Source organism: Actinoplanes sp. ATCC 53533 (genome assembly GCF_003947245.1).
This window is the reverse complement of the sequence record NZ_QHHV01000002.1, coordinates 1-21,732: the sequence shown is the minus strand read 5'-3', so window position 1 is coordinate 21,732 and position 21,732 is coordinate 1. Positions and strand designations below refer to the sequence as shown.

18 protein-coding genes are annotated in these 21,732 nt (G+C 72.1%); 5 read left to right on the top strand and 13 right to left on the bottom strand.

Going from position 1 to position 21,732, the window contains the following annotated elements:
• Positions 1 to 76: 76 nt before the first annotated feature.
• From DMB66_RS00190 to rdgB, 3 genes are all read left to right on the top strand, one after another.
• On the top strand, positions 77 to 1,327 hold the full coding sequence (locus DMB66_RS00190; protein WP_125801924.1) for a glycosyltransferase: 1,251 nt from the start codon (positions 77 to 79) through the stop codon (positions 1,325 to 1,327).
• Positions 1,328 to 1,351: 24 nt separating this feature from the next.
• The gene (gene rph, locus DMB66_RS00185) at positions 1,352 to 2,077 is read left to right on the top strand and encodes a ribonuclease PH (protein WP_125801923.1); all 726 of its coding nucleotides are present in this window, start codon (positions 1,352 to 1,354) and stop codon (positions 2,075 to 2,077) included.
• Between the two features lie 85 nt (positions 2,078 to 2,162).
• Complete coding sequence (gene rdgB / locus DMB66_RS00180) at positions 2,163 to 2,783, top strand: RdgB/HAM1 family non-canonical purine NTP pyrophosphatase (RefSeq protein WP_125801922.1); 621 nt, start codon at positions 2,163 to 2,165, stop codon at positions 2,781 to 2,783.
• Here rdgB and DMB66_RS00175 read toward each other — a convergent pair.
• The 3 genes from DMB66_RS00175 to DMB66_RS00165 all read right to left on the bottom strand — a co-directional run bounded on the left by DMB66_RS00175 (position 2,780) and on the right by DMB66_RS00165 (position 6,697).
• Entirely contained in the window at positions 2,780 to 4,102 is a 1,323-nt protein-coding gene (locus tag DMB66_RS00175) for an NAD(P)/FAD-dependent oxidoreductase (protein WP_125801921.1), read from the bottom strand. The genes rdgB and DMB66_RS00175 overlap by 4 nt on opposite strands.
• Positions 4,103 to 4,194: 92 nt before the next feature.
• Positions 4,195 to 6,357: a hypothetical protein gene (locus tag DMB66_RS00170; protein ID WP_125801920.1), complete on the bottom strand. Its 2,163-nt coding sequence runs from the start codon at positions 6,355 to 6,357 to the stop codon at positions 4,195 to 4,197.
• A gap of 37 nt (positions 6,358 to 6,394) precedes the next feature.
• Positions 6,395 to 6,697: a hypothetical protein gene (locus DMB66_RS00165; protein WP_125801919.1), complete on the bottom strand. Its 303-nt coding sequence runs from the start codon at positions 6,695 to 6,697 to the stop codon at positions 6,395 to 6,397.
• Positions 6,698 to 6,832: 135 nt separating this feature from the next.
• Here DMB66_RS00165 and DMB66_RS00160 point away from each other — a divergent pair, with 135 nt between their 5' ends.
• Positions 6,833 to 7,858, top strand: coding sequence for a patatin-like phospholipase family protein (locus DMB66_RS00160; protein WP_125801918.1), 1,026 nt, complete (start codon positions 6,833 to 6,835; stop codon positions 7,856 to 7,858).
• Between the two features lie 43 nt (positions 7,859 to 7,901).
• Here the strand turns inward: DMB66_RS00160 and hutH are convergent, their stop codons facing one another.
• The 9 genes from hutH to DMB66_RS00115 all read right to left on the bottom strand — a co-directional run bounded on the left by hutH (position 7,902) and on the right by DMB66_RS00115 (position 19,625).
• Positions 7,902 to 9,437: a histidine ammonia-lyase gene (gene hutH / locus DMB66_RS00155; RefSeq protein WP_125801917.1), complete on the bottom strand. Its 1,536-nt coding sequence runs from the start codon at positions 9,435 to 9,437 to the stop codon at positions 7,902 to 7,904.
• Positions 9,434 to 10,630 (bottom strand): imidazolonepropionase, encoded by a 1,197-nt coding sequence (gene hutI / locus DMB66_RS00150; protein WP_125801916.1) that lies wholly within the window; start codon positions 10,628 to 10,630, stop codon positions 9,434 to 9,436. Before hutI ends, hutH begins: the two co-directional genes overlap by 4 nt.
• The gene (locus DMB66_RS00145) at positions 10,627 to 11,901 is read right to left on the bottom strand and encodes a formimidoylglutamate deiminase (RefSeq protein WP_125801915.1); all 1,275 of its coding nucleotides are present in this window, start codon (positions 11,899 to 11,901) and stop codon (positions 10,627 to 10,629) included. Before DMB66_RS00145 ends, hutI begins: the two co-directional genes overlap by 4 nt.
• The gene (locus tag DMB66_RS00140) at positions 11,898 to 13,082 is read right to left on the bottom strand and encodes an allantoate amidohydrolase (RefSeq protein ID WP_125801914.1); all 1,185 of its coding nucleotides are present in this window, start codon (positions 13,080 to 13,082) and stop codon (positions 11,898 to 11,900) included. Before DMB66_RS00140 ends, DMB66_RS00145 begins: the two co-directional genes overlap by 4 nt.
• Positions 13,079 to 14,713, bottom strand: a complete 1,635-nt coding sequence (gene hutU, locus DMB66_RS00135; protein WP_125801913.1) for a urocanate hydratase — start codon at positions 14,711 to 14,713, stop codon at positions 13,079 to 13,081. Before hutU ends, DMB66_RS00140 begins: the two co-directional genes overlap by 4 nt.
• An 11-nt stretch (positions 14,714 to 14,724) precedes the next feature.
• A complete protein-coding gene (locus DMB66_RS00130) occupies positions 14,725 to 15,573 on the bottom strand; it encodes a MurR/RpiR family transcriptional regulator (RefSeq protein ID WP_125801912.1) in 849 nt (282 codons plus the stop codon).
• A 335-nt stretch (positions 15,574 to 15,908) separates the two neighbouring features.
• On the bottom strand, positions 15,909 to 17,306 hold the full coding sequence (locus DMB66_RS00125; RefSeq protein ID WP_233624181.1) for an MFS transporter: 1,398 nt from the start codon (positions 17,304 to 17,306) through the stop codon (positions 15,909 to 15,911).
• 145 nt (positions 17,307 to 17,451) lie between these two features.
• The gene (locus DMB66_RS00120) at positions 17,452 to 18,474 is read right to left on the bottom strand and encodes an NAD(P)H-binding protein (protein WP_199751586.1); all 1,023 of its coding nucleotides are present in this window, start codon (positions 18,472 to 18,474) and stop codon (positions 17,452 to 17,454) included.
• 116 nt (positions 18,475 to 18,590) lie between these two features.
• Positions 18,591 to 19,625, bottom strand: coding sequence for an NAD(P)/FAD-dependent oxidoreductase (locus tag DMB66_RS00115; protein ID WP_125801910.1), 1,035 nt, complete (start codon positions 19,623 to 19,625; stop codon positions 18,591 to 18,593).
• Positions 19,626 to 19,783: 158 nt separating this feature from the next.
• Between DMB66_RS00115 and DMB66_RS00110 the strand changes: the two genes are divergently transcribed.
• Positions 19,784 to 20,407, top strand: a complete 624-nt coding sequence (locus DMB66_RS00110; RefSeq protein ID WP_125801909.1) for a TetR/AcrR family transcriptional regulator — start codon at positions 19,784 to 19,786, stop codon at positions 20,405 to 20,407.
• A 188-nt stretch (positions 20,408 to 20,595) separates the two neighbouring features.
• Here the strand turns inward: DMB66_RS00110 and DMB66_RS00105 are convergent, their stop codons facing one another.
• Positions 20,596 to 21,537 (bottom strand): alpha/beta fold hydrolase, encoded by a 942-nt coding sequence (locus DMB66_RS00105; protein WP_125801908.1) that lies wholly within the window; start codon positions 21,535 to 21,537, stop codon positions 20,596 to 20,598.
• Positions 21,538 to 21,732 lie beyond the last annotated feature (195 nt).

Below are 21,732 nucleotides of genomic sequence, written 5' to 3'. Positions count from 1 at the left end.
GAGGCGACGCACCGCACGGCGGTAGCCTCCGTTTCCTCTCCGGCCTGAAGGCCGGAGTATCCACGGGAGGAATCCGATGACCGGTCGATCAACGGGCGGTCTGCGCATCGTCCGACTGGCGAACTTCGTCTCACCCCGTTCGGGCGGGCTGCGCACCGCGCTGCGTAACCTCGGTGAGGGCTACCTGCGGGCCGGCCACGAGCCGATCCTCATCGTCCCGGGGCGGGAACGCTCCGACAAGATGACCGACCAGGGTCGCGTGATCACGCTGCCGGGCCACCGGGTGCCGCGCACCGGCGGCTACCGCGTGCTGGCCGGCCGGCGGGAGCTGACCGGCCTGCTGGACGGGCTGCAGCCGGACCGCATCGAGGTCTCCGACCGGGCCACGCTGCGCTGGACGGGCCGCTGGGCCCGGGAGCGCGGGGTCGGGTCGATGATGGTCTCCCACGAGAGCCTGGCCGGCCTGCTCGGCGTCTGGGGGATGCCGCTGCGCGACTCGCTGGCCGATCGGCTCAACCGGCGTACGGCCGAGGTCTTCGACCAGATCGTCTGCACGACGGCCTTCGCCGCCGCCGAGTTCCGCCGCCTCGGCGTGCCGAACCTGGTCGAGGTCCCGCTCGGGGTCAACCTGCGCCAGTTCCACCCCAGCCGGGCCGACGCGGCGGTCCGGTCCCGCTATGCCCGACCTGAGGAACTGCTGGTCGTCTACTGCAGCCGGCTGTCCGCCGACAAGCGTCCCGAGCTGGCCGTCGACACCATCGCCGCGCTGCGCGCCGCCAAGATCCCCGCCGTGCTGGCGCTGGCCGGCGACGGCTCCCGCCGCGCCGCGCTGGCCTATCGTGCGGCCCGGCTGCCGGTGCGGTTCGCCGGGCACATCACCGATCGTGACGACGTCGCCGCGCTGCTGGCCAGCGCCGACGTGGCCGTGGCGCCGGGACCGGTGGAGACCTTCGGGCTCGCCGCGCTGGAGGCCCTGGCCTGCGGCACGCCCGTGGTGGTCAACGCCGCCAGCGCGCTGCCCGAGGTCGTCGGCGACGCCGGGATGGCCGTGCCCGGCACGCCGGAGGCCTTCGCCGAGGGCGTCCGCAGCCTCATGGACCGCCCCGAGAACGAGCGCCGGGCGGCCGCCCGGGCCCGCGCCGAGCTGTTCGGCTGGCCGCAGGCCGTCGACGGTTTCCTGCGCGCCCACGGCGCGCTGCCCCGTGGGCGCAGCTCAGCGGTCCTGGCCCGGCAGTCGGTGCCGCCACGGGCGCTCCGGCCGGCGGTGCCGGCGGTCGCCGCTGCCGCATCCAGTGCCTGGGCGACGGCACCCGGCGACGCGCTGTAACGGCCGGCGGCCTAGGCTCTTGGCATGGCGCGACCCGACGGCCGAGAGCCCGGCCAACTCCGACCCGTGACCCTCACCCGCCGGTGGAGCATCCATCCGGAAGGATCGGTGCTCGTCGAATTCGGCGACACCCGAGTGCTCTGCACCGCCAGCGTGACCGAGGGCGTGCCGCGCTGGCGCAAGGGCTCCGGCCTGGGCTGGGTGACCGCCGAGTATGCGATGCTGCCGCGCGCGACGAACACCCGGGGCGACCGGGAGAGCGTCAAGGGCAAGGTCGGCGGCCGCACCCAGGAGATCTCCCGGCTGATCGGGCGCAGCCTGCGGGCCTGCATCGACCTCAAGGCGCTGGGTGAGAATTCGATCGTGCTGGACTGCGACGTGCTGCAGGCCGACGGCGGCACCCGGACGGCGGCCATCACCGGCGCCTACGTAGCGCTGCACGACGCGGTGAACTGGCTGGCCGACCGCAAGTCGCTGGCGGGTAAGCCGGCCGCGGTGATGCACCGCTCGATCCAGGCGGTCAGCGTCGGCGTCATCGACGGCGAGCCCCGCCTGGACCTGATGTATCTCGAGGATGTCGCCGCGGAGGTGGACATGAACGTGGTCTGCACCGGCGAGGGCGACTTCGTGGAGGTGCAGGGCACCGGCGAGGCCAACGTGTTCCGCCGCGACCAGCTCGACGCGCTGCTCGACCTCGGCGTGCTCGGCTGCGCTGAGCTGGCCGCCGCGCAACAGAAGGCCCTGGCATGATCGCCTGCACCGAGCGGCGCCCAGCGGCAGCCGACAACGGCCTCACCGGCGAGGGCCGGAAGAGCATGCCGAAGGAGGTTCGCTCATGAGCGCCCGGCTGCTGCTGGCGACGGCCAACCAGAAGAAGCTGGTCGAGCTGCAGCGCATCCTCGACTACGCGCTCGGCTCCGGCAGCGTCGACCTGATCGGGCTCGGTGCGTTCCCGGACTATCCGGACGTGCCCGAGACCGGCCTGACCTTCGGGGAGAACGCGCTGATCAAGGCGCGCGAGGGTGCCTCGCGCACCGGCCTGCCGACGGTCGCGGACGACTCGGGGCTGGCCGTGGACGCGCTCAACGGCATGCCGGGCGTGTTCAGCGCGCGCTGGGCCGGTGGCCACGGCGACGACCAGGCCAACCTGGAGCTGGTGCTGGCCCAGATCGGTGACGTCCCGGACGAATATCGTGGCGGCGCCTTCGTCTGCGCGGCGGTGCTCGTGCTGCCCAACGGCCGCGAGCATCTGGTCGAGGGCAAGCAGCGCGGCCAGATCCTGCGCTCGCGGCGCGGCACCGGCGGGTTCGGCTACGACCCGATCTTCCTCGGCGAGGGCCAGAGCCGGACCAACGCGGAGCTGAGCCCGGCGGAGAAGGACGCGATCAGCCACCGCGGCAAGGCGTTCCGGGAGCTGTCCAAGGTCATCGCCAAGGAACTGCCCCGCTCCGGCTAACTCGCGCGGCCGTCGCGCCGGCCGCCGAGCCGCAGCGCCTTGGCGATGACCGACGGCTTGAGCAACTCGCTCGGGGGCGCGAGCAACTGCTGCACGCCCAGGTAGACCCGGCTCAGCTCGGGCGACACCTGCGACGCGATGCCGAGCCGTTTGGAATACCAGTTGGTGAGGCCGACGCCGCGGGGCCGCGGCCCGGCCGTCTCCGGGTATGCGAAGTCGTTGCCGACCGCGAACCGCCACGGCACGGCGATCAGCCCGGCGGCGGCCCGGTAGTAGTCGCGCGCGGCGGCAGCCGTCACCGAGCCGTGCCGGTCCAGCACCTCGCCGAGCGCGACCGCGGCCATCGCGGCGACCGTCATGCCCTGCCCGTAGATCGGGTTGAAGCTGCAGACGGCGTCGCCGACGGTGACATACCCGGCCGGGAGCCGGTCCAGCTCCTCGAAGAGCCGGCGGCGGCTGGACCGGAAACGGTACGGGACCGGCTCGCCGAGCGGCTCAGCACGCGAGATCAGGTTCGCCACGATGGGGTCCGGCAGGCTCCGCGCGTACGCCTCGAAGCTCGCCACGTCGCTGGGCACCGGGTCGATGTGCCAGCCGCCCACCGCTACCAGCCACCGGTCGCCCTCGATCGGCAGCACCAGCCCGGCCCGCTTCTCGTGCGGCGGCTCGGGCACCACGATCGCTGCCCGCCATCCCTCCAGCTCGTCGCTCCCACGCCGGTAGACGCGGGTGGTGTAGGCGACGCCGATCTCGACCTCGAGCTGCCGTGGCGTGGGCAGGCCCAGCTCGGCGAGCCATCGGTCAGAGCGGCTGCTGCGCCCGGAGCAGTCCACGACCAGGCCGGCGGCGATGGTCTCACCGGTGTCGAGCACGACTCCGGTCACCGCGGTGGCTGTGCCGGTCAGCGCGGACACCGTCACGCCTTCGCGGATCTTCACATTCGGCTCGGTGGCGACGCGTTCGCGGATCACCGCTTCCAGCTGTGGTCGGCTCACCGAGGTCAGGTCCTGCCCGGCCGGTGCGCTGATCCGCCGCCGCCCGAACCGGTAGTTGCACAGCCCGGTGCCCAGGTCGAAGCGGCTGGCACCGCGCTCGACCAGCTCGTCGTCGAGGCCGGGGAAGAGCCCAGCCAGCTCCCGCAGCCCGGAGATCAGCAGGATGTGCCCGTGCGCGCTCTGCGGCACGCCACGCCGGGGCTCGCCGCCCGCCGGCAGGGTGTCCCGGTCGAGGACCACGACCTGCGCGTACCGCCTGCTGAGCACGCGCGCCGTGGCGAGCCCGCCCATGCCGGCGCCGATGACCACCGCTGTACCGTCCATGATGGAGAGCCTAGCGGCGGGTCCTCCGCTGCGGCTGGAACCGGCTGGCCGCCGGCCGCTCCGATCGCAGGCTGGAGCGGCCGGGCGACCGGTTACCGCGCGAGCTGCTCCGCGACGGCCTCGACCCGGGCCACCACCGCCGGCCGAACGCCGCGGTCGCGCAGCGTGGTCGCGAGTTCGCCGGCGATCTGCGCGCCCTCGGCCGACGCGCCGGTCGCCGCCAGCGCCTCGGCGCTGCCCACGGCCTGCTGCGTCAGGCGGATGTGCCCGAGGGTGTCGGCCGCCTTCGGCAGATCCGCGTACGCGGTGGCGAGCAGCGCCCGCGCCGCGTCCGGGTCGGGATCGACCACGTCGAACCGTTGCTCGGATCCCACGCCGATCAGCACCCGTCCCGGCGCCGCTGCGACGCTGCCGAGCGCGGCGGCGGCGTGCACGCCGAGCGGTGACGACGGCATCCGCTCCACCACGCCCGCGAGCACTTCGTTGGCACGGTCCAGCTCCGTCGAGCCGCCCCGGCTGCCGCCGAACGCGAGCACCCGCCCGACCTCCTCGGTCAGCACCTCGGGGGCGAGCCGGTCGATCTCACGGGTGTCCGCCGGGAGGATCTCCAGCCGCAGGGGCGCGGACAGGACGTCGCCGGCGGGCGTCGACAGGGCGGCGTACACCGAGTAGCGGCCCGGCTCGGCGAGGTCGAAGCCGTTGCTGCCGGCCCACAGGAACACCGGGGCGTACAACGACTCGCCCGGCTGGAGCACCCGGGGCTCCGGCTGATAGCAGTAGCGGGCGAACGGTGCCCAGCAACGGGCTTCGCGCCGGTCGCCCTTGATCACGACGGTCAGGCCGTCGCCGGTGAGCGCGTTGCGGTCCACGACCTGCGGCACCGGCGAGGTGTTCTGGAACTTGACCTCCGCCACCACCGGCTCCAGCGCGGCGAAGCGGGCGGTCGGCCGGTTGACCCGCAGCGTCAGCGTGAGCGTGCTCGCCGAAGCCTGGCGAACCTGCTCGAAGGCGTGGTGGTCGAACCAGGGCGCGGCGCCCGGCTGCACCAGCCGCTCCGGCGCGTGCCGCAGGAACAGCAGCTCGTCATCGCTGAAGCGGTAGGCGAAGTCGGCGAAGAACGCGTCACTGCCGCCGTTGACGAAGAACGGGTAGTTCATGAAGCTGCGCGCCTCGGGCTCGTCGGCGAGCGGAACCCACGCGGTCCCCAGCGACTTCTGCCACGAATGTGCCAGGTTGAAGCTGTGCCCGATCTCGTGCATCGCGGTCCAGAACCGCATCCGCTGCACGGCCGCGGCGGCGTTCGGGTCACCCGCCGGCGGCTGGGAGATGAAGGAGTTGCTGAAGATCGCGCAGCCCTGCCGCTGGGCGGTGCCGATGTCGTCGAACATGATGCCGCCGAGGCCCTGGCCGAGGTCGTGCTGGCCGGCGAAGAGCGTCCACACCTGCCATTGCGGGACGTCGGCCCATTTCGACCAGTGCGTCACCATGGCATCGTGCATCTCGATGTCCGACCAGGTGGCGTTCGCCCCGGCGGCGGTGGCCGGGATGACGTTGTCGCCACCGGTCCTGGACATCTTGATGCCCAGCCTCGAGTAGGCACCCTCGATCGTCAGCACCTGGTCGGGCAGGTCGGCCGGGCGGTTGGGGTGCGACCGGAGGTCGTACTCGGTGACCGCCGTGGCATCGCTGGCGCAGTCGTATTCGATGCCGACCGTGCGGAAGGCCGATCGGGCATACGAGTACTGCCGGCGCGAGTTCGGTGACCCGCCACCGGAGTAGACGACATTGGCGATCCGCGGGGCGCCGAAGGGCCACCAACCGCCGGACACCGTGACGAAGACGTCGGTGTGCGGCTGGAGCGCGGCCACTCCGTCGCGATAGCTGATCGAACCCGCGTAGCCCTTGCGCGCCGGATCCCAGGCGACGCGCGCGATCCAGGTCAGCCGCCCGCCGAACAGCCGCGCGATCGTGCCGCTGACGGTCATGGTCGGGTGCAGGCCGTCCACGTCGACGCGGAGCTCTTCGAAGGTCGTGAGGATGGCACCGGCGGCCTCATCGCCCGCGGTTTCGTCCGCGGCGGGCGTCCGCGGCAGGAACGGGTTCCGGACGTACACCCCGCTGCGGCGCAGCAGCGGGAGCGGGAACGGAGCCGCGGCCTCGTCCGTGTCGTCCGCGGGCCGGTCCAGGGCGTCCGGCGGGGCTGCCAGGCGCATCATGTCGTGGGCGGACAGTTCGGTCTTCTCGTCGATGGACATGGGGTTCCTCCTTGGTTCGGCCGGGCGCCGAGGGTGATCAGGCGTAGCGGTGGGCGGCGGCGCCGGCGGTCGCGGTGAGACCGCCGGGTCCGTGCGAGATCCAGACGTGGGGCGTCCGCGTCACGTCGACGTCGAGCCCGGCGACCGATCCCGAGGCGGCGATGCGCGCCTCCACCCGGCACCGGCGCGGCGCGTCGACGACGATCGATGCGGCGAGCCCGATCTGCTGGCGGGTCCGTACGGCGGGCTCGTCGAGCACCACCTCGCCGTCGATCGCAACGACCACCGGCTCACCGTCGAACCCCTCTTCGAGGGCGATCTCCAGACGCGGCATCACCATCGCCTCCGTTCCTCACTGAAACCAGAGCGCCCGGACGCCGCGCAGATACCTGCGGCGCTGACGTATCACCGACCGGCCTGAGCGCTCTGGCCTCGTGGGTCGCGACCGGCGGCCCGAACCGGAGCGGGAGTTGCCATGACCAACGAACTGAACGCCGACCTCGTCCTGGAGGGCGGCGGCGTCAAAGGCGTCGCGCTGGCGGGCGCCGTGTCGATGCTCGAGGAGCGCGGCTACCGCTTCCGCAAGGTGGCCGGCACGTCAGCGGGATCATTGGTGGGCTGCCTCGTCGCCGCCGGCATCCCGGGGACCCGGCTGCGGGAGATGATGCAGGCCGTCGAATACCGCCGGTTCCGTGATCCACCGCCGCTCGGCCGGCTCGGACCCCTCGGCGCCTTCGCCGCCGTCCTGGCGTTCAAGGGCTGGTGCAAGGGCGACGCGCTGCGCTCCTGGGTGGCCGAGTGCCTGCAGGAGGCCGGCGTCCGGACCTTCGCCGACCTGCCCCTGAACGACGTCGGGGCGGCGGCGGGCCTACAGGACGAGCCGGACCGGCGTTTCCGGTTCGTCGCGATGGCGTCGGACCTGTCGCAGGGCCGCCTCGTCCGGCTGCCGTGGGAATATCGGGAGCGGTTCGGCGTGGACCCGGGCGAGGCCTCGGTGGCCGACGCCGTCCGCGCGTCGACCGCCATCCCGTACTACTTCCGGCCCGCCCGCTGCCCGGACCGGATCTCCGGACAGGAAGCCTGGCTGGTCGACGGCGGCCTGCTGTCGAACTTCCCGATCGGCGTGTTCGACCGGGCCGACGTCGAGCCGCGCTGGCCGACCTTCGGCATCAAGCTGTCCGGAGACCCGGCGGTGCCCACGATGAACCGGATCGACGGCGTCGTCTCGCTCTCCCGGGCGATGCTGTCGACGATGACCGGGTTCTACGACCGGCTGCGGACCGGACGGCCGGATGTCATCGCCCGGACGATCGTCGTGGACACCGGAGATGTGAGCGCCACGGACTTCGATCTGCGTCCCGACACCGCCGAGATGTTGTTCGAGCGCGGCCGGAAGGCCGCCGCGCTGTTCCTCGACGGCGACGGGCAGCGGGCGGCATGGGACTTCGACGCCTACAAGCGCCGGTTCCGGCGGGCTTGTGACGCGCCGGCATACACATAGGACATGACAGGAGGAGCGCCGTCGGCAGGGCCGGGGCACGAACCTAGCGCAGCGGGCCGACGGCCTCCTCGATCTCGGCGCGCAACGCCCGGCCGGCGACGACCGCGCGGGTCTGCTCGATGACCGGCGCCAGGAAGACGTCCGGGCCGGGTTCGCCGGCGAAGCCCACCAGCGCCGCGACCGCCGCGCGACCGGCCGGTGACGGGCTCAGCGGCGCGCGCAGCTGGATGCCGCGGACGCCGGCCAGCAGTTCGACGGCGAGCAGGCTGGTCAGGTTGTCCAGGACCGTGCGGAGCTTCTTGGTCGCGGCCCAGCCCATCGACACGTGGTCCTCCTGCATCCCGCTGGTGGGCAGCGAGTCGACCGAGGCGGGCGCGGCCAGCCGCCGGTTCTCCGCGACGATGCCGGCGGCCGTGTACTGGGCGATCATCAGGCCCGAGTTGACCCCGGCGTCCGGGGCCAGGAACGGCGGCAGCGCGCGGTTGCGGGTCACGTCCAGCAGCCGGTCCACCCGGCGCTCGGCGATCGCGCCCACCTCGGCGGCGGCGATGGCGAGGAAGTCGGCGGCGAAGCCGAGCGGCGCGCCGTGGAAGTTGCCGGTGGACTCCACCCGGCCGTCGGCGAGCACGACCGGGTTGTCGACCACGGACAGCAGCTCGCGCCCGGCGGTGGTCCGCACGAATTCCAGGGTGTCCCGGGCCGCGCCGGCGACCTGCGGCGCGCAGCGCATGGAGTACGCGTCCTGCACGGCGTGCGCCAGGTCGTCGCGGTGCGAGTCCATGATCGCCGAGTCCCGCAGCAGCCGGTGGATGTTGGCCGCGGAGTCGGACTGACCGGGGTGCGGCCGGATCGCGTGCAGCTCCGGCAGGAACGGCCGTTCCGAGCCGAGCATCGCCTCGATCGCCAGCGCCGCCGTCACGTCCGCCATCGCGAACAGGTGCTGGGCGTCCTCGATCGCCAGCAGCAGCATGCCGAGCATGCCGTCGGTGCCGTTGATCAGCGCCAGGCCCTCCTTGGCGGCCAGCGCCAGCGGCTGCAGGCCGGAGCCGTGCAGGGCGTCGGCCGCGGCCAGCCGGGAGCCGTCCTTGCCGAGCACCCAGCCCTCGCCGAGCAGCACCAGCGCGCAGTGCGCCAGCGGCGCCAGGTCACCGGAGGCGCCCAGCGAGCCGTGCTCGGGCACCCACGGGGTGATGTCGTTGTTGAGCAGGTCGACGAGCCCCTGCGCGAGCACCGGCCGTACCCCGGACAGGCCGAGGGCCAGCGACCGCACCCGCAGCAGCATCATCGCCCGCACCACCTCGCGGGGCATCGGGGCGCCGATGCCGGCGGCGTGCGACCGGATCAGCGCGTGCTGCAACTCGGCTCGGCGTTCCGGGGCGATGGAGGTGTTCGCCAGCGCGCCGAAGCCGGTCGAGACGCCGTACACCGGGCGGCCGGAGGCCTCGATCTGGTCGACGATGGCCCGACTGCGGGCCATGGCGGCGTGGGTGGCCGCGGAGATCTCGACGCGGGCGTCGTGCCGCGCGACGGCGAGGACGTCGGCGGGGGTGATGCCGGTGGGTTCTACAGAAATGGTCACTGGGGCACTCCGTTGTGCAGCACTGTGGCGATCAGGGGTACGCCCGGCCGGTAGGCCAGGTGCAGGTAGGAAGGCGCGTCGAGGACGGCCAGGTCGGCCCGCGCGCCGGGGCGCAGCACGCCGACGTCGTCGCGGCGCAGGGCCCGGGCGCCGCCCGCGGTCGCGGCCCAGAGGGCCTCGGCCGGGGTCATCCGCATCTCGCGGACGGCGAGCGCGATACAGAAGGACATCGACGACGTGTACGACGACCCGGGGTTGCAGTCGGTGGCCAGCGCCACCGTGACGCCGGCGTCGAGCAGCCGGCGCGCGTCCGGGTACGGCGACCGGGTGGAGAACTCGGCACCGGGCAGCAGCGTCGCCACGGTCTCCGAACCGGCCAGCGCGGCCACGTCCGCGTCGGTGAGGTGGGTGCAGTGATCGGCGCTGGCGGCGCCGAGCTCGACCGCGAGCCGCACGCCCGGCCCGGCGGTCAGCTGATTGGCGTGCACGCGCAGCCCGAGCCCGGCCTTCGCCCCCGCGGTCAGCACCGCCCGGGCCTGGTCGCCGTCGAAAGCACCCCGGTCGCAGAAGACATCAACCCATTTCGCGTACGGCGTGACGGCCGCGAGCATCGGCCCGCTCACCAGGGCCACGTAGCCGTCGGGGTCGTCGCGGTACTCGGCCGGTACGACGTGCGCGCCGAGGAACGTGGTCTCGTCGGTGAGTTCGCGCGCGATCCGCAGGCTGCGAGCCTCGTCCTCGACGCTCAGTCCGTAGCCGCTCTTGATCTCGACTGTGGTGCTGCCCTGCCGCCGCGCCTCCAGCAGCAGCCGGCGGGCGGCGGCCAGCAACTCCTCGTCGCTTGCCGCCCGGGTCGCCGCGACGGTCGTGCGGATGCCGCCGCCGGTGTACGGCTCGCCGTTCATCCGGGCCGCGAACTCGCCGGCCCGGTCGCCGGCGAAGACCAGGTGGGCGTGGCTGTCCACGAAGCTCGGGATGACCGCGGCGCCGCCGGCGTCGAGCCGTTCGTCGGCCTCGGGTGCGTGCGCCGCCGCGCCGATCCAGGCGATCCGGTCACCGTCGACGACCACGGCGGCGTTCGCCAGCACGCCCGTCTCCGGATCGTTGGTCACCAGCTCGCCGATATTGGTGATGAGAAGGCTCCTGCCATCGTCACCCCCGGTGCTCCGACGACTGCTCTCGAACTCGGTCACGCCAGGGCCTCCCGCAGGGCGGTGGGGACGTCGAACAGGGTGTGTCGGCCGCCGTCCACGATCAGGCGGCCGTCCGCGACCACGTGGGTGACGTCGGCCGCGGTGGCGGCGAAGACCGCGCCGGCCGGGTCGACCCCGGCCGTGCGCACGCTGTCCAAGCCGACGGCGACCAGGTCGGCCCGGGCCCCGACGGCGATGCGCCCGGCGTCGTCCCAGCCCAGCGCGCCGTGCGCGGTCGCCGCGGCGAGCAACTCGGCCGGGCTGAAGTGGCCGCGGCGCTCGGTGGCGAGCCGCTCGTCGAGCTCCACCCCGCGGGCCTCCTCGAACAGGTCGATCACGGCCTGGCTGTCGCTGCCGAGGCTCAGCGGGACGCCGGCGTCGGCCAGGCTGCGGCCGGGGCCGATCCCGTCGGCCAGGTCGCGTTCGGTGGTGGGGCACAGACACACGCCGGTGCCGGTGGTGCCGAGCGCCTTGAGGTCACCGTCGCTGAGGTGGGTGGCGTGCACGGCGGTGGTGCCGGGGCCGAGGACGCCGTGCCGCTGCAGCAACTCCGTCGGGGTGCAGCCGTGGGTGGCCAGGCACTGCTCGTTCTCCGCGCGCTGCTCGGACAGGTGGACGTGCAGCGGGGCCCGGCCGGCCAACCCGCCGAGCAGGTGCGCGGGCACGGCCCGTACCGAATGCACGGCCGCGCCCAGCCGCGCGTGCGGCGCCGCTCGCAGCGCGTCGGTGCGTTCCAGCCAGCCGTCGAGGTCGCGGTCGCCGAAGCGCCGCTGCACACCCTCCAGCGGCCGGCCGTCCACGCTGGAGGTCAGGTAGAGCGCGTCCAGCAGGGTGATCCGGATGCCGGCTTCCCCGGCGGCCGCGATCAGCGCGTGGCCCATCGCGTTCGGGTCGGCGTAGGCGGTGCCGCCCGGTGCGTGGTGCAGGTAGTGGAACTCGCCCACGCAGGTGATCCCGGCCAGGGCCATCTCGCCGTACACGGCCCGGGCCAGGGTGAAGTAGCTGTCCGGGTCGAGCCGGCCGGCCACCGAATACATCAGCTCGCGCCAGGTCCAGAAGCTGCCGCGGTCGCCGTGCGTGCGCCCACGCAGGGCCCGGTGGAACGCGTGCGAATGGGCGTTGGCCAGCCCGGGCAGCACCAGCCCGGGCAGCAGGGTGCCGACGGCGGCCGCGCCCGGCGTCACGGCGGTGAAGCGCCCGTCGGTGATCTCCAGGCGCACGTCGCGCGCGATGGCACCGTCGATCCAGGCCAGCTCCGCGAAATAGCTCATGAAGTGCCCGCCAGCTCCTTGAGCACCTCGGCCAGCGCCTCGACGCCGGCCGCGCAGTCGGCGTCGGAGGCGTGCTCGGCGGGGGAGTGCGAGATGCCGGTCGGGTTGCGGACGAAGAGCATCGCGGTCGGCACGTGCGCGGAGAGCACGCCCGCGTCGTGGCCCGCGCCGGTCGGCAGGATCGGCGCGTCACCCAGCAGGGCGGACAGCCGGGCGGCCAGCGTGGTGTCGAAGGCGACCTCCGGGGACGCCGACTCCGGCTCGACGACGACCTGCGTGCCGTCCCGGGCCGCCCGGTTCACCGCGCGCTTCACGATGGTGTCGACCAGGCGTTCCATGGTCGCGGCGTCGGCCGCCCGGGCGTCGAGCCAGGCGCGCACCAGCGACGGGATCGCGTTGGTGGCGTTGGGCTGCACCGACACCCGCGCGATCGTGGCGAGCGCGCCGGCCAGCCGGGCCTCCTCGTTCGCGGCCAGCACCGTGTCCGCGAAGGTCAGCATCGGGTCGTGCCGGTCGGCCATCCGGGTGGTGCCGGCGTGGTCACCGTCGCCGGTGAACTCCAGCCGCCAGCGACCGTGCGGCCAGATCGCGCTGGCCACCCCGACCGGCACGGTCAGCGCCCGGCCCTGCTCGATGTGCAACTCCACCACCGCGCCGACCCGGCTCGCCAGCGCGGGCAGCGCCCCGGCCGGCCGGGCACCCAGCGCCTCGCCGAACGTCACGCCCTCGGCGTCGCGCAGCGCGGCGGCGCTGTCCGGATCGATCGCACCGGTCAGCAGCCGCGAGCCGAGGCAGGGCAGCCCGAAGCGGCCACCCTCCTCCTCCACGAACGCGGCCACGGCGATCGGCCGCGCCGGGGTGACCCCGGCCGCCCGGAGCCGGTCGACGGCGAGGAACGCGCTCACGATGCCGAGCGGGCCGTCGTACCCTCCGCCGTGCGGCACCGAGTCGAAGTGCGAGCCGGTCAGCACGGTGCCGGGGCCCCATTGCCGGCCCCACCAGGCGAACAGGTTGCCGTTGCCGTCGTCGGTCACCGTCATGTCGCGGCGGTCGGCCTGGTTGCGGAACCAGTCGCGCAGGATCAGTTCGGGTTCGCTGAGGGCGTACCGGAGATAGCCGCCGGCCGGGTCGCGGCCGATCGGCGCGATCTCGGCCCAGAGCCGCGAAAAGGCCGCGGTCATGCGTCTTTCCGCATCGGGACGTGCACCGAGGCCGCGGCCTCGGACTCGTAGCCGGCGTCCACGTGCCGGATCACGCCCATGCCCGGGTCGTTGGTGAGCACCCGCTCGATCTTCTGCCCGGCCAGGGCGGTGCCGTCGGCGACGCAGACCTGCCCGGCGTGGATCGAGCGGCCGATGCCGACGCCGCCGCCGTGGTGGATGGAGACCCAGCTCGCCCCGCTCGCGGTGTTGATCATGGCGTTCAGCAGCGGCCAGTCGGCGATCGCGTCCGAGCCGTCCAACATGGCCTCGGTCTCCCGGTACGGCGACGCCACCGACCCCGCGTCGAGGTGGTCACGGCCGATGACCAGGGGCGCGGACACCTCGCCGCGCGCCACCATGTCGTTGAACCGCACCCCGGCCTTGTCCCGTTCGCCGTAGCCGAGCCAGCAGATCCGCGCCGGCAGCCCCTGGAAGGCGACCCGCTCGCCGGCCAGCCGGATCCACCGGGCCAGCGGCTCGTTCTCCGGGAACAGCTCCAGCACGGCCCGGTCGGTGGCGGCGATGTCGGCCGGGTCGCCGGAGAGCGCGGCCCAGCGGAACGGCCCCTTGCCCTCGGCGAACAACGGCCGGATGTACGCGGGCACGAACCCCGGGAACGCGAACGCCCGCTCGTATCCGCCGAGCTGCGCCTCGCCGCGGATCGAGTTGCCGTAGTCGAACACCTCGGCGCCGGCGTCCAGGAAGCCGACCATCGCCTCGACGTGCCGGGCCATGCTCTCCCGCGCCCGGTCGGTGAACTCCTCCGGCTTGGCGGCGGCGTAGTCGGCGGCGTCGGCCAGCTCCACGCCGGCCGGCACGTAGCTCAGCGGGTCGTGCGCGCTGGTCTGATCGGTGACGATGTCGATCGCCACGCCCTGGCGCAGCAGCTCGGGGAAGACCTCGGCGGCGTTGCCGACGACCCCGATGCTGATCGCGGCCCGGTCCCGCCTGGCGGCCTCGGCCTGCGCGACGGCATCGTCCAGATCCGTCGCCACGGTGTCGAGGTAGCGGTCCTTGACCCGGCGGCGCAGCCGCGACTCGTCGACGTCCACGACCAGGCAGGCCCCGCCGTTCATGGTCACCGCGAGCGGCTGCGCGCCGCCCATGCCGCCGCAGCCGGCGGTCAGGGTCAGGGTGCCGGCCAGGTCGCCGCCGAACCGCTTCGCCGCCACGGCCGCGAACGTCTCGTAGGTGCCCTGCAGGATGCCCTGGGTGCCGATGTAGATCCACGAGCCGGCGGTCATCTGGCCGTACATGGTCAGGCCGAGCTTCTCCAGCCGGCGGAACTCCGGCCAGGTCGCCCAGTCGCCCACCAGGTTGGAGTTGGCCAGCAACACCCGCGGCGCCCACTCGTGGGTGCGGAACACCCCCACCGGCTTGCCGGACTGCACCAGCAGCGTCTCGTCGTCGGCCAGCACGTCCAGCTCCCGGACGATGGCGTGGAACGACGGCCAGTCCCGGGCCGCACGCCCGGTGCCGCCGTAGACGACCAGGTCGTCGGGGCGCTCGGCCACGTCGGGGTCGAGGTTGTTCAGCAACATCCGCTTGGCGGCCTCCTGCGGCCACCCCTTGGCGGTACGGGTGGTGCCACGTGGCGATCGGACTGACATCGAAGGCTCCTTCACGCTTCAAAGATGTGACGGCGGGAGGCGGTCGCCTCGAATTCCTCCAGGCGGCGCTGGGCCTGCTCGGGCGCGGCGTCGCACATCGCCTGCAGCAGCACCATCGCCATCGCCATCGGCCCGGTGTGCAGGTCGAAGACCAGTTGGGTGCCGACCGGGGCGGGCAGCACCACCTCGGCGTGCCCGGCGACCGGGCTCACCGCGGAATCGGTGAGCGCGACGACGGCCAAACCGGCGCCGCCGGCCTCGCGGATCGCCTCCAGGGTCTCCCGGGGATAGCGGGGCAGCACAATCGCCAGCATCGCGGTCGCGCCGGACGCGCGGGCCTGATCGAGGCGATCCATCAGCATCGTGCCGCCGTCGTCGAGCACCCGGACGTCCGGATGCACCTTGGCGGCGAAATACCCGAAATATGCCGCGAGCGGCCCGGCCGCGCGCAGGCCCAGCACCGGCAGCGGCCGGCTCGCGGCGAGCAGCCGGGCGGCCCGCCGCACGTCATCGAGGCTGCCGAGCTGGTCCGCCATGCGCTCCAGGTGCTGCGTCTCGGCCCGCAGGGCGCGCTGCATCGGATTGTCGCCGCTCTCGGCCGGCGCGGCGCCGACCCCGACCAGGGCGCGCAGCTCGCGGCGCAGGGCGGGATAGCCGGCGTAGCCCAGGGCCATGGCGAACCGGGTCACCGACGGCTGGCTCACCCCGGCGAGCTCGGCGACCTCGGCGGCGGAGAGGTAGGCGGCCGAGGGAGCGTGCTGAACCAGGCTGTGCGCGATCCGCCGCTGGGTCGGCGTGAGCCGCGCACCCTGGAAGAGATCGACTACCCGCTCGGCCGTCCTGGCCACTCCGTCATTCACGCATCCAGACTATGCATGAAAACTTTCAGAGCGCTAGTCCCCGTTCAGGATCTGTCGCTGAGAGATTGTGGGTTGGCTGGCGGTACCGCTTGGTGCACGAGCCGGACCCGGTGGTGAGGGAGAACGTGCGGTGGCTGGCCGGGATGCCGGCACACGCAGTTCTCCGGTGCGCGGGTGGCAGGCGGTGAGGTCCATCGCGGAGAGCGCCCCGTCGTGGAGGCGCAGGGTGAGACGGTCGCGGTGGAGCCCTGGAGATGCCCTGCTTTCCTGCGCTGATTCGTGTCCTGAGAGCAACAGTCATCGCAGAAAGCAGGGCATCTAGGGTGGATCCAGGCTCAGCGGGCCAGCACGGGCTCGCCCTCGGACGGCTCCAGGGCCCGATTCGGAATCAGGAACGCCGCGATCACCGCACCGACCACGAAGAACCCGGAGCCCCACGCCAGGGTGGCCGTGTAGCCCTGGACCCCGGCCTGCGCCGCGGCCAGCGCGCTGGGCGTGTGCGAGGTCAGGTAGTCGGTCGCGGCCGACGAGGCAACGGTGGTCAGGAGCGCCGTGCTGATGGAGCCGCCGATTTGCTGACCGGTGTTGATCAGCGCCGAGGCGACGCCCGTGTCATCGCGGTGCAGGCCTGAGGTCGCCCCCTGGAACGCGGTGGTCATCACCCCGCCGAGGCCGAGGCCCAGCAGGATCAGGCCGGGCATGATGTGGGCGGCGTAGGTGCTGTCCAACTCGAGCCGGGTCAGCAGGGCCATGCCGGCCGCGGCGACCAGGAAGCTGGCGCTGACGACTATCTTCGGGCCGACCTTGGGCAGCACCAGCGAAGGCATCGTGGTCGACGAGACGACGACGGCCGCGACCATCGGCAGGAACGCCAGACCGGTCTTGATCGGCGAGTAGCCGAGGCTGGCCGCGAAGTAGTAGGTCAGGAACAGGAAGATCGAGAACATCCCCATGCCGATGACGAACACCGCCACGAACGAACCACCGCGGGTCCGGTCCAGCACGACTCGCAGCGGCAGCAGCGGATGCGCGACCTTGGACTCCAGCCAGACGAACACCACGAGCAGCACCGCGCCGACGATCATGGAGCCGAGGGCGACCGGGTCGGTCCAGCTGGTGGACTCTACGTGCGCGAACCCGTAGACGACGGCGAACAGTGCGGCGCTCACCACGACGATGCCCGGAATGTCGAGTTTGGGCTTCTTGGTGATCACGGGCTTGGCCAGCAGCAGCAGTGCACCGATCAGGGCGGGGGCCGCGAAGGCGACGTTCACGTACATCACCCACCGCCACGACGCCCATTCGGTGAGCATGCCGCCGAGCAGCAGCCCGATCGCGCCGCCCGCACCACCCAACGCACTGAAGACACCGAAGGCCTTCGCTCTTTCTGACGGTTCGGTGAAGGTCACGCTGAGCAGTGCGAGTGCCGCGGGCGCGAGCAGCGCAGCGAACAGGCCTTGGGCCACCCGTGCCGCGACGAAGATCTCGAAACTGGCGGCCGAGCCGCCGAGAACGGACGCGGCCCCGAAACCCGCCAAGCCGATCACGAGGAGCGTACGTCGGCCCAACAGGTCACCGAGCCGGCCGCCGAGCAGCAGCAGGCTGCCGAACGCCAGGGCGTAACCGGTGATGACCCACTGCCGGCTGCCGTCGCTGAAGCCGAGGTCTTGCTGTGCCTGGGGCAGCGCGATGTTCACGACGGTCGCATCGAGCATGACCATGAGCTGTGCCATGCCTAGCACGACCAGCACCCACCAGCGCACGGCATGTGAGCCGCGAAGGCCCGAGTCTGTCTTTGCGGAGACGGGCGCCCCGCGGTCGATCGTGGTACTCATTTCTCCCCTTGCTTGCTTGGCGTCATGTTCTGCTCCGGAGCGTTCAGTGGCTCGGGGCAACCGCCAGTTCGCGCAGGCGCGCATTGTTCTGCAGCGCCCACCGCATGGTCCGCGGTGGGCGCCCGAGCAGGGTTTCCAGCTGGTCGGAGAGGACGTCGTACCGCCCGCCGGCGATCAGCTTGATCTGGATCCTCAGGTGCGCCGCCACGTGCCGGGCCGCAGCCGGATCGCCCAGGGTCTCCTGCAGGACGGTCTCGTCTATGTAGGCCTCGGTCCAGGCCTCCACTTCCTCAGGGATGTAGGCGACCTGGCGTCCCAGCGCGGCTGCGTAGTCCTCAGCGAACCCGTACATGTCCTTCAGCTCCGGGCCGGTGAGCGCGTAGGACTTCGAGATGTGCGGTGCGGGGTCGACCAGCATCTTCACGCACACCTCTGCCAGGTCGTGAACGGCGATGGGTGCGAGCCGCTGGTTGCCGAAGGGCAGGCGCAGCTCACCGTTGCTCAGCGGGCCCGCCAGCATCCAGGTCAGATGGGGGTTCTCGGCGAACAGGGTGGCACGCACGTTGACGGTCGGGATGCCGGACCAGTCCAGCACCTGCTCGCAGATCCAGTGCGCCCGCTGCTGCGGTGACCAGTCCGTGACCAGTCCGCCGAGCCAAGAACGCCGCTCCTCATCCGGTGTGGTCATCTTCTCGAGCGTCATGTACGACTGCTCGTAGTTGGACAAGTGCACGAAGGCCTCGATGTCGCCCTGGGCTCGCGCCGCCGCGGCCATCAAGGTGAGGGCATCGGCGTAGTGCGGCTGCGGGGTCATGCTGAAGTAGATGCGCTTGACACCCTTCAGCGAGGCGGCCACGTCCGCGAGTTTGAACAGGTCGCCGACGAAGACCTCGGCCCCGGCCTCGCGCAGCGACTGCGCGCGTTCGTCGTCCCGTCGCACGAACGCGCGCACTGGGTGGCCCTGTTCGAGCAGCATGTCGACCATCACCCTGCTCACGCCACCGACTTGGCCGCCGGCGCCGGTGATCAGAATGGGCTTGCGTTCCGTCATTGTTGTGTCTTCCATCTGGTTGGGGTGGGTCGGCCGTTCAGGAAGCCGAGGTTCCACTTGGGACAGATCGGTTTGCTCACCAGCGAAGGTGAGGCGAGCGGGTGACGGGCTGAGATCTCAGGGCTTCGAGATCATCGGGTGGCCGCTTGCGGGCTTGCCTCGGCGATCGCTTGCAGGGCCGCGTCGGTGTCCGCGATGGCCAGCATCCTGTTGATGTCGGCGCCGGCCAGCGCACCGGCCGCTGCGGAGGCCCCGACCTGGGCGACCAGATCGGTGACGTTGCCGGCCACCCACACACCTGGCACCTCGGTGGCGCCGTCCACGCCGGAGGCGAAACCGCGGCCTTTCGGCAGGTCCCGCACCGGCAGGCCCAGACCTTCCAGGCCCTGGGTGCGGGCCCGCAGCTGCGCGGCGACCGCGAGGACGCGGCGGGCCACGACCTGCCCGCCGGCCAGGCGCACCCCGGCGAGGGCACCGTCGGGGTCGTTGACGATCTCGGTGACCGGGGTGTCGATGACGCGGATGCCGCGGGCGGCGAAGCGGGCGCGGCTGTCCTCGTCCAGGTCGGTGCCGTGGGTGAAGTACGTCAGGTCTTCGGTCAGCTGGCGGAACAGAAACGCGTGGCCGATGGAGGCCGCGCCGGTGGCGAGGATGCCGATGGGCTCATCGCGCACCTCCCAGCCGTGGCAGTACGGGCAGTGCACCACACTGTGCCCCCAGTGCTCGGCGAGCCCGGGCACCTGCGGCAGCACATCGGTGAGGCCGGTGGCCACCAGGATGCGGCGAGCGGTGATGCTGCGGCCGTCGGCCAGGGTGACGGTGAACCGCAGGTCCCCGTCCGCCGACGGGGCGGCAGACTCGGCCGAGACCACCTCGCCGTGCACGACGCGTCCGCCGTACTGGCGCACCTGCTCCCGGCCCCGTCGAAGGATCTCGGACGGCGGGGTGCCGTCCAAGGCGAGCAAGCCGTGCACGGCCTCCGCGGGCGCGTTGCGCGGGGAGCCGCTGTCGATCACGACGACCGAGCGGCGGGAGCGGGCCAGGATCAGTGCACCGTTCAGCCCCGCGGCGCCCCCGCCGATCACCACCGCATCGACGGTCCCCTCGGCCAGTGCATCGCTCGCGGAGTCCTCGCCAAGGGGCGGTCGCCGGGTCACCTGTGTCATGAGTTCAACCTCCAAGCCGCCTTCGCGACGTCGTGGTCCTGCACAGCCGGACCGAGCCGGTCCGGCGAGCTCAGCACGGTTGTGTACTGAACTGTCAAAAACGTAGCTGGTTCTGTACTGAGTTGTCAAATACGGCGGGTCAGGATTACCTTTTGGGTATGGCGAGACCACGAAGCTTCGACCACGACCACGTTCTGCATGCCGCCGAGCGGCAGTTCCGCACCACGGGCTACAACGGCACGAGCGTCGATGACATCAGCTCCGCCACCGGCCTGGGCCGCGGCAGCCTCTACGCCGCGTTCGACGGCAAACACGGCGTGCTTTTGCAGGCGATGACCGGGTACTACGCCCGGCTGGCGCAGTTCGCGCCGATGGCGCTGACCGGACCGGACGACGGTGCCCTGGAGCGACTGCGTGGGTACTTGCTCCGCGCCGTGCACGGGGTGCCACTCGCCGCCGACGTGCCTCCTGCCTCCGACCGGGCGGCGGCGGCCTGCTTCGCCGCTAAGATGGCCATGGAGATCGGCACCTCCGACCCCGAGGTGCAACGCCTGGCCAACGACTGCTTCTCCGTGCTCACCACGGCGGTGGCCGAGTGTGTGCGAGCGGCGCAGCGCAACGGTGACATCGATCCCGACGCCGATCCCGATGACCTGGCCTACCTGCTGCTGACCATCATTCGCGGGACCGACGTCGTCGGCGCGTACGGCCACAGCCCCGCCCGCCTGACCTCGATCGCGGAGAGCGCGTTCGCATTGCTGCCTCGCCCGCACCACCGCTGAGAACGGCACAGCCGGCCCCGTCGCACAAGCGGCGGCAGGTGCGAGGTCCCCGGCGCGGAGCACCGCCACGTCACGCGAGAGGTAGGGCCTCCTCGGACATGCCGGAGAAGGCCACGACCTTGTCGATGTGGGCGCCTCGCTCACGTCGAACGGCCGGTTCCGCACACGCGGAGACGGCCGTTCGGCCTTCAGGTGCGCGCGGACGTCTGCAGGAACAGTTCGAGCAGTGCCAGCAGCGTCTCGGGAGCGTCCTCGGTCGGGAAGTGGCCGGCGCCCGGGATCTCGACCACAGGTGCGTCGGGGTAGCTGAGCTTGAACGCCGGGATCACGTACTGGGGCAGCAGCGCGGTGTCGCGCATCCCGACCGCCAGCATCGCCGGCAGGCCTCGCAGCGCGGCGACGGCTTCCATGGGCGGCGGGCCGGGCTGCGGGCCCTGCGGACCCTCCAGAACCTGCCGGGGGAACGCGATGACACCGCGGCTCTGCGCCGGGGTCGGGAAGGGACTGGAGTACGCGCGGATCCAGGTCGGCGTGGCGATCTCCGGCCGGACGACATGTTGCAGATCGATCATCAACTGGGCGATGGTGTGACCCGCATGCCCGAGGATCTGCTCGAACGAACCGTCCGCGAGCGCCGAATGGGCCCACTGGAACCACCGGCTCTCGGCGCCGTTGGCCTTCATCAGATCCTCGATGCCCTCGGCGAGCGGCAGCACGGTGTTCACCGCGAAGATCCGGGAGATCCGGCCGGGATTACGCAACGCGAACCCGATGCCGATGGGGCCGCCCCAGTCGCGGACCACCAGGGTGATGTCCGTGAGGTCGAGCGTGTCGACGAGCAACGATTCGAGATTCAGGATGTGTTCGCTCGCGTCGTACGTGCGATCCTGGGGCGTCTCGCTCTTGCCGAAGCCCATGTGGTCGGGAACGACCACCCGATGGTGACGCGACAGCGGCCCGATCAGGTGGCGCCACTCGTAGCCCCACGTGGGCTCACCGTGCAGCATGACGATCGTCTGACCGGGCCGCTCGGGGCCCTCGTCGACATAATGCTGACGGAAGCCGGCAGCCTCATTGAAACGGGCGGGATACGGCCACGTGCCGTCGAACGTCTCGTCAGCAGCAATCACGGGATATCGTGCCTTCCGGTGCGGTGTTGTCCGTACTGACCGCGGTCATGAGGTCCTCCGAGTAATGGTTTTGAAGCAGCCTTCATCGGCTGGCTCGTTCTTGCGCCGAGCTGCGTGGTACGCCCTGAACGTCATGAGTTCAGCCGCCAAGCCGCCGTCACGGCGTCACGCTCCTGCACGCCCGGACCAAGCCGG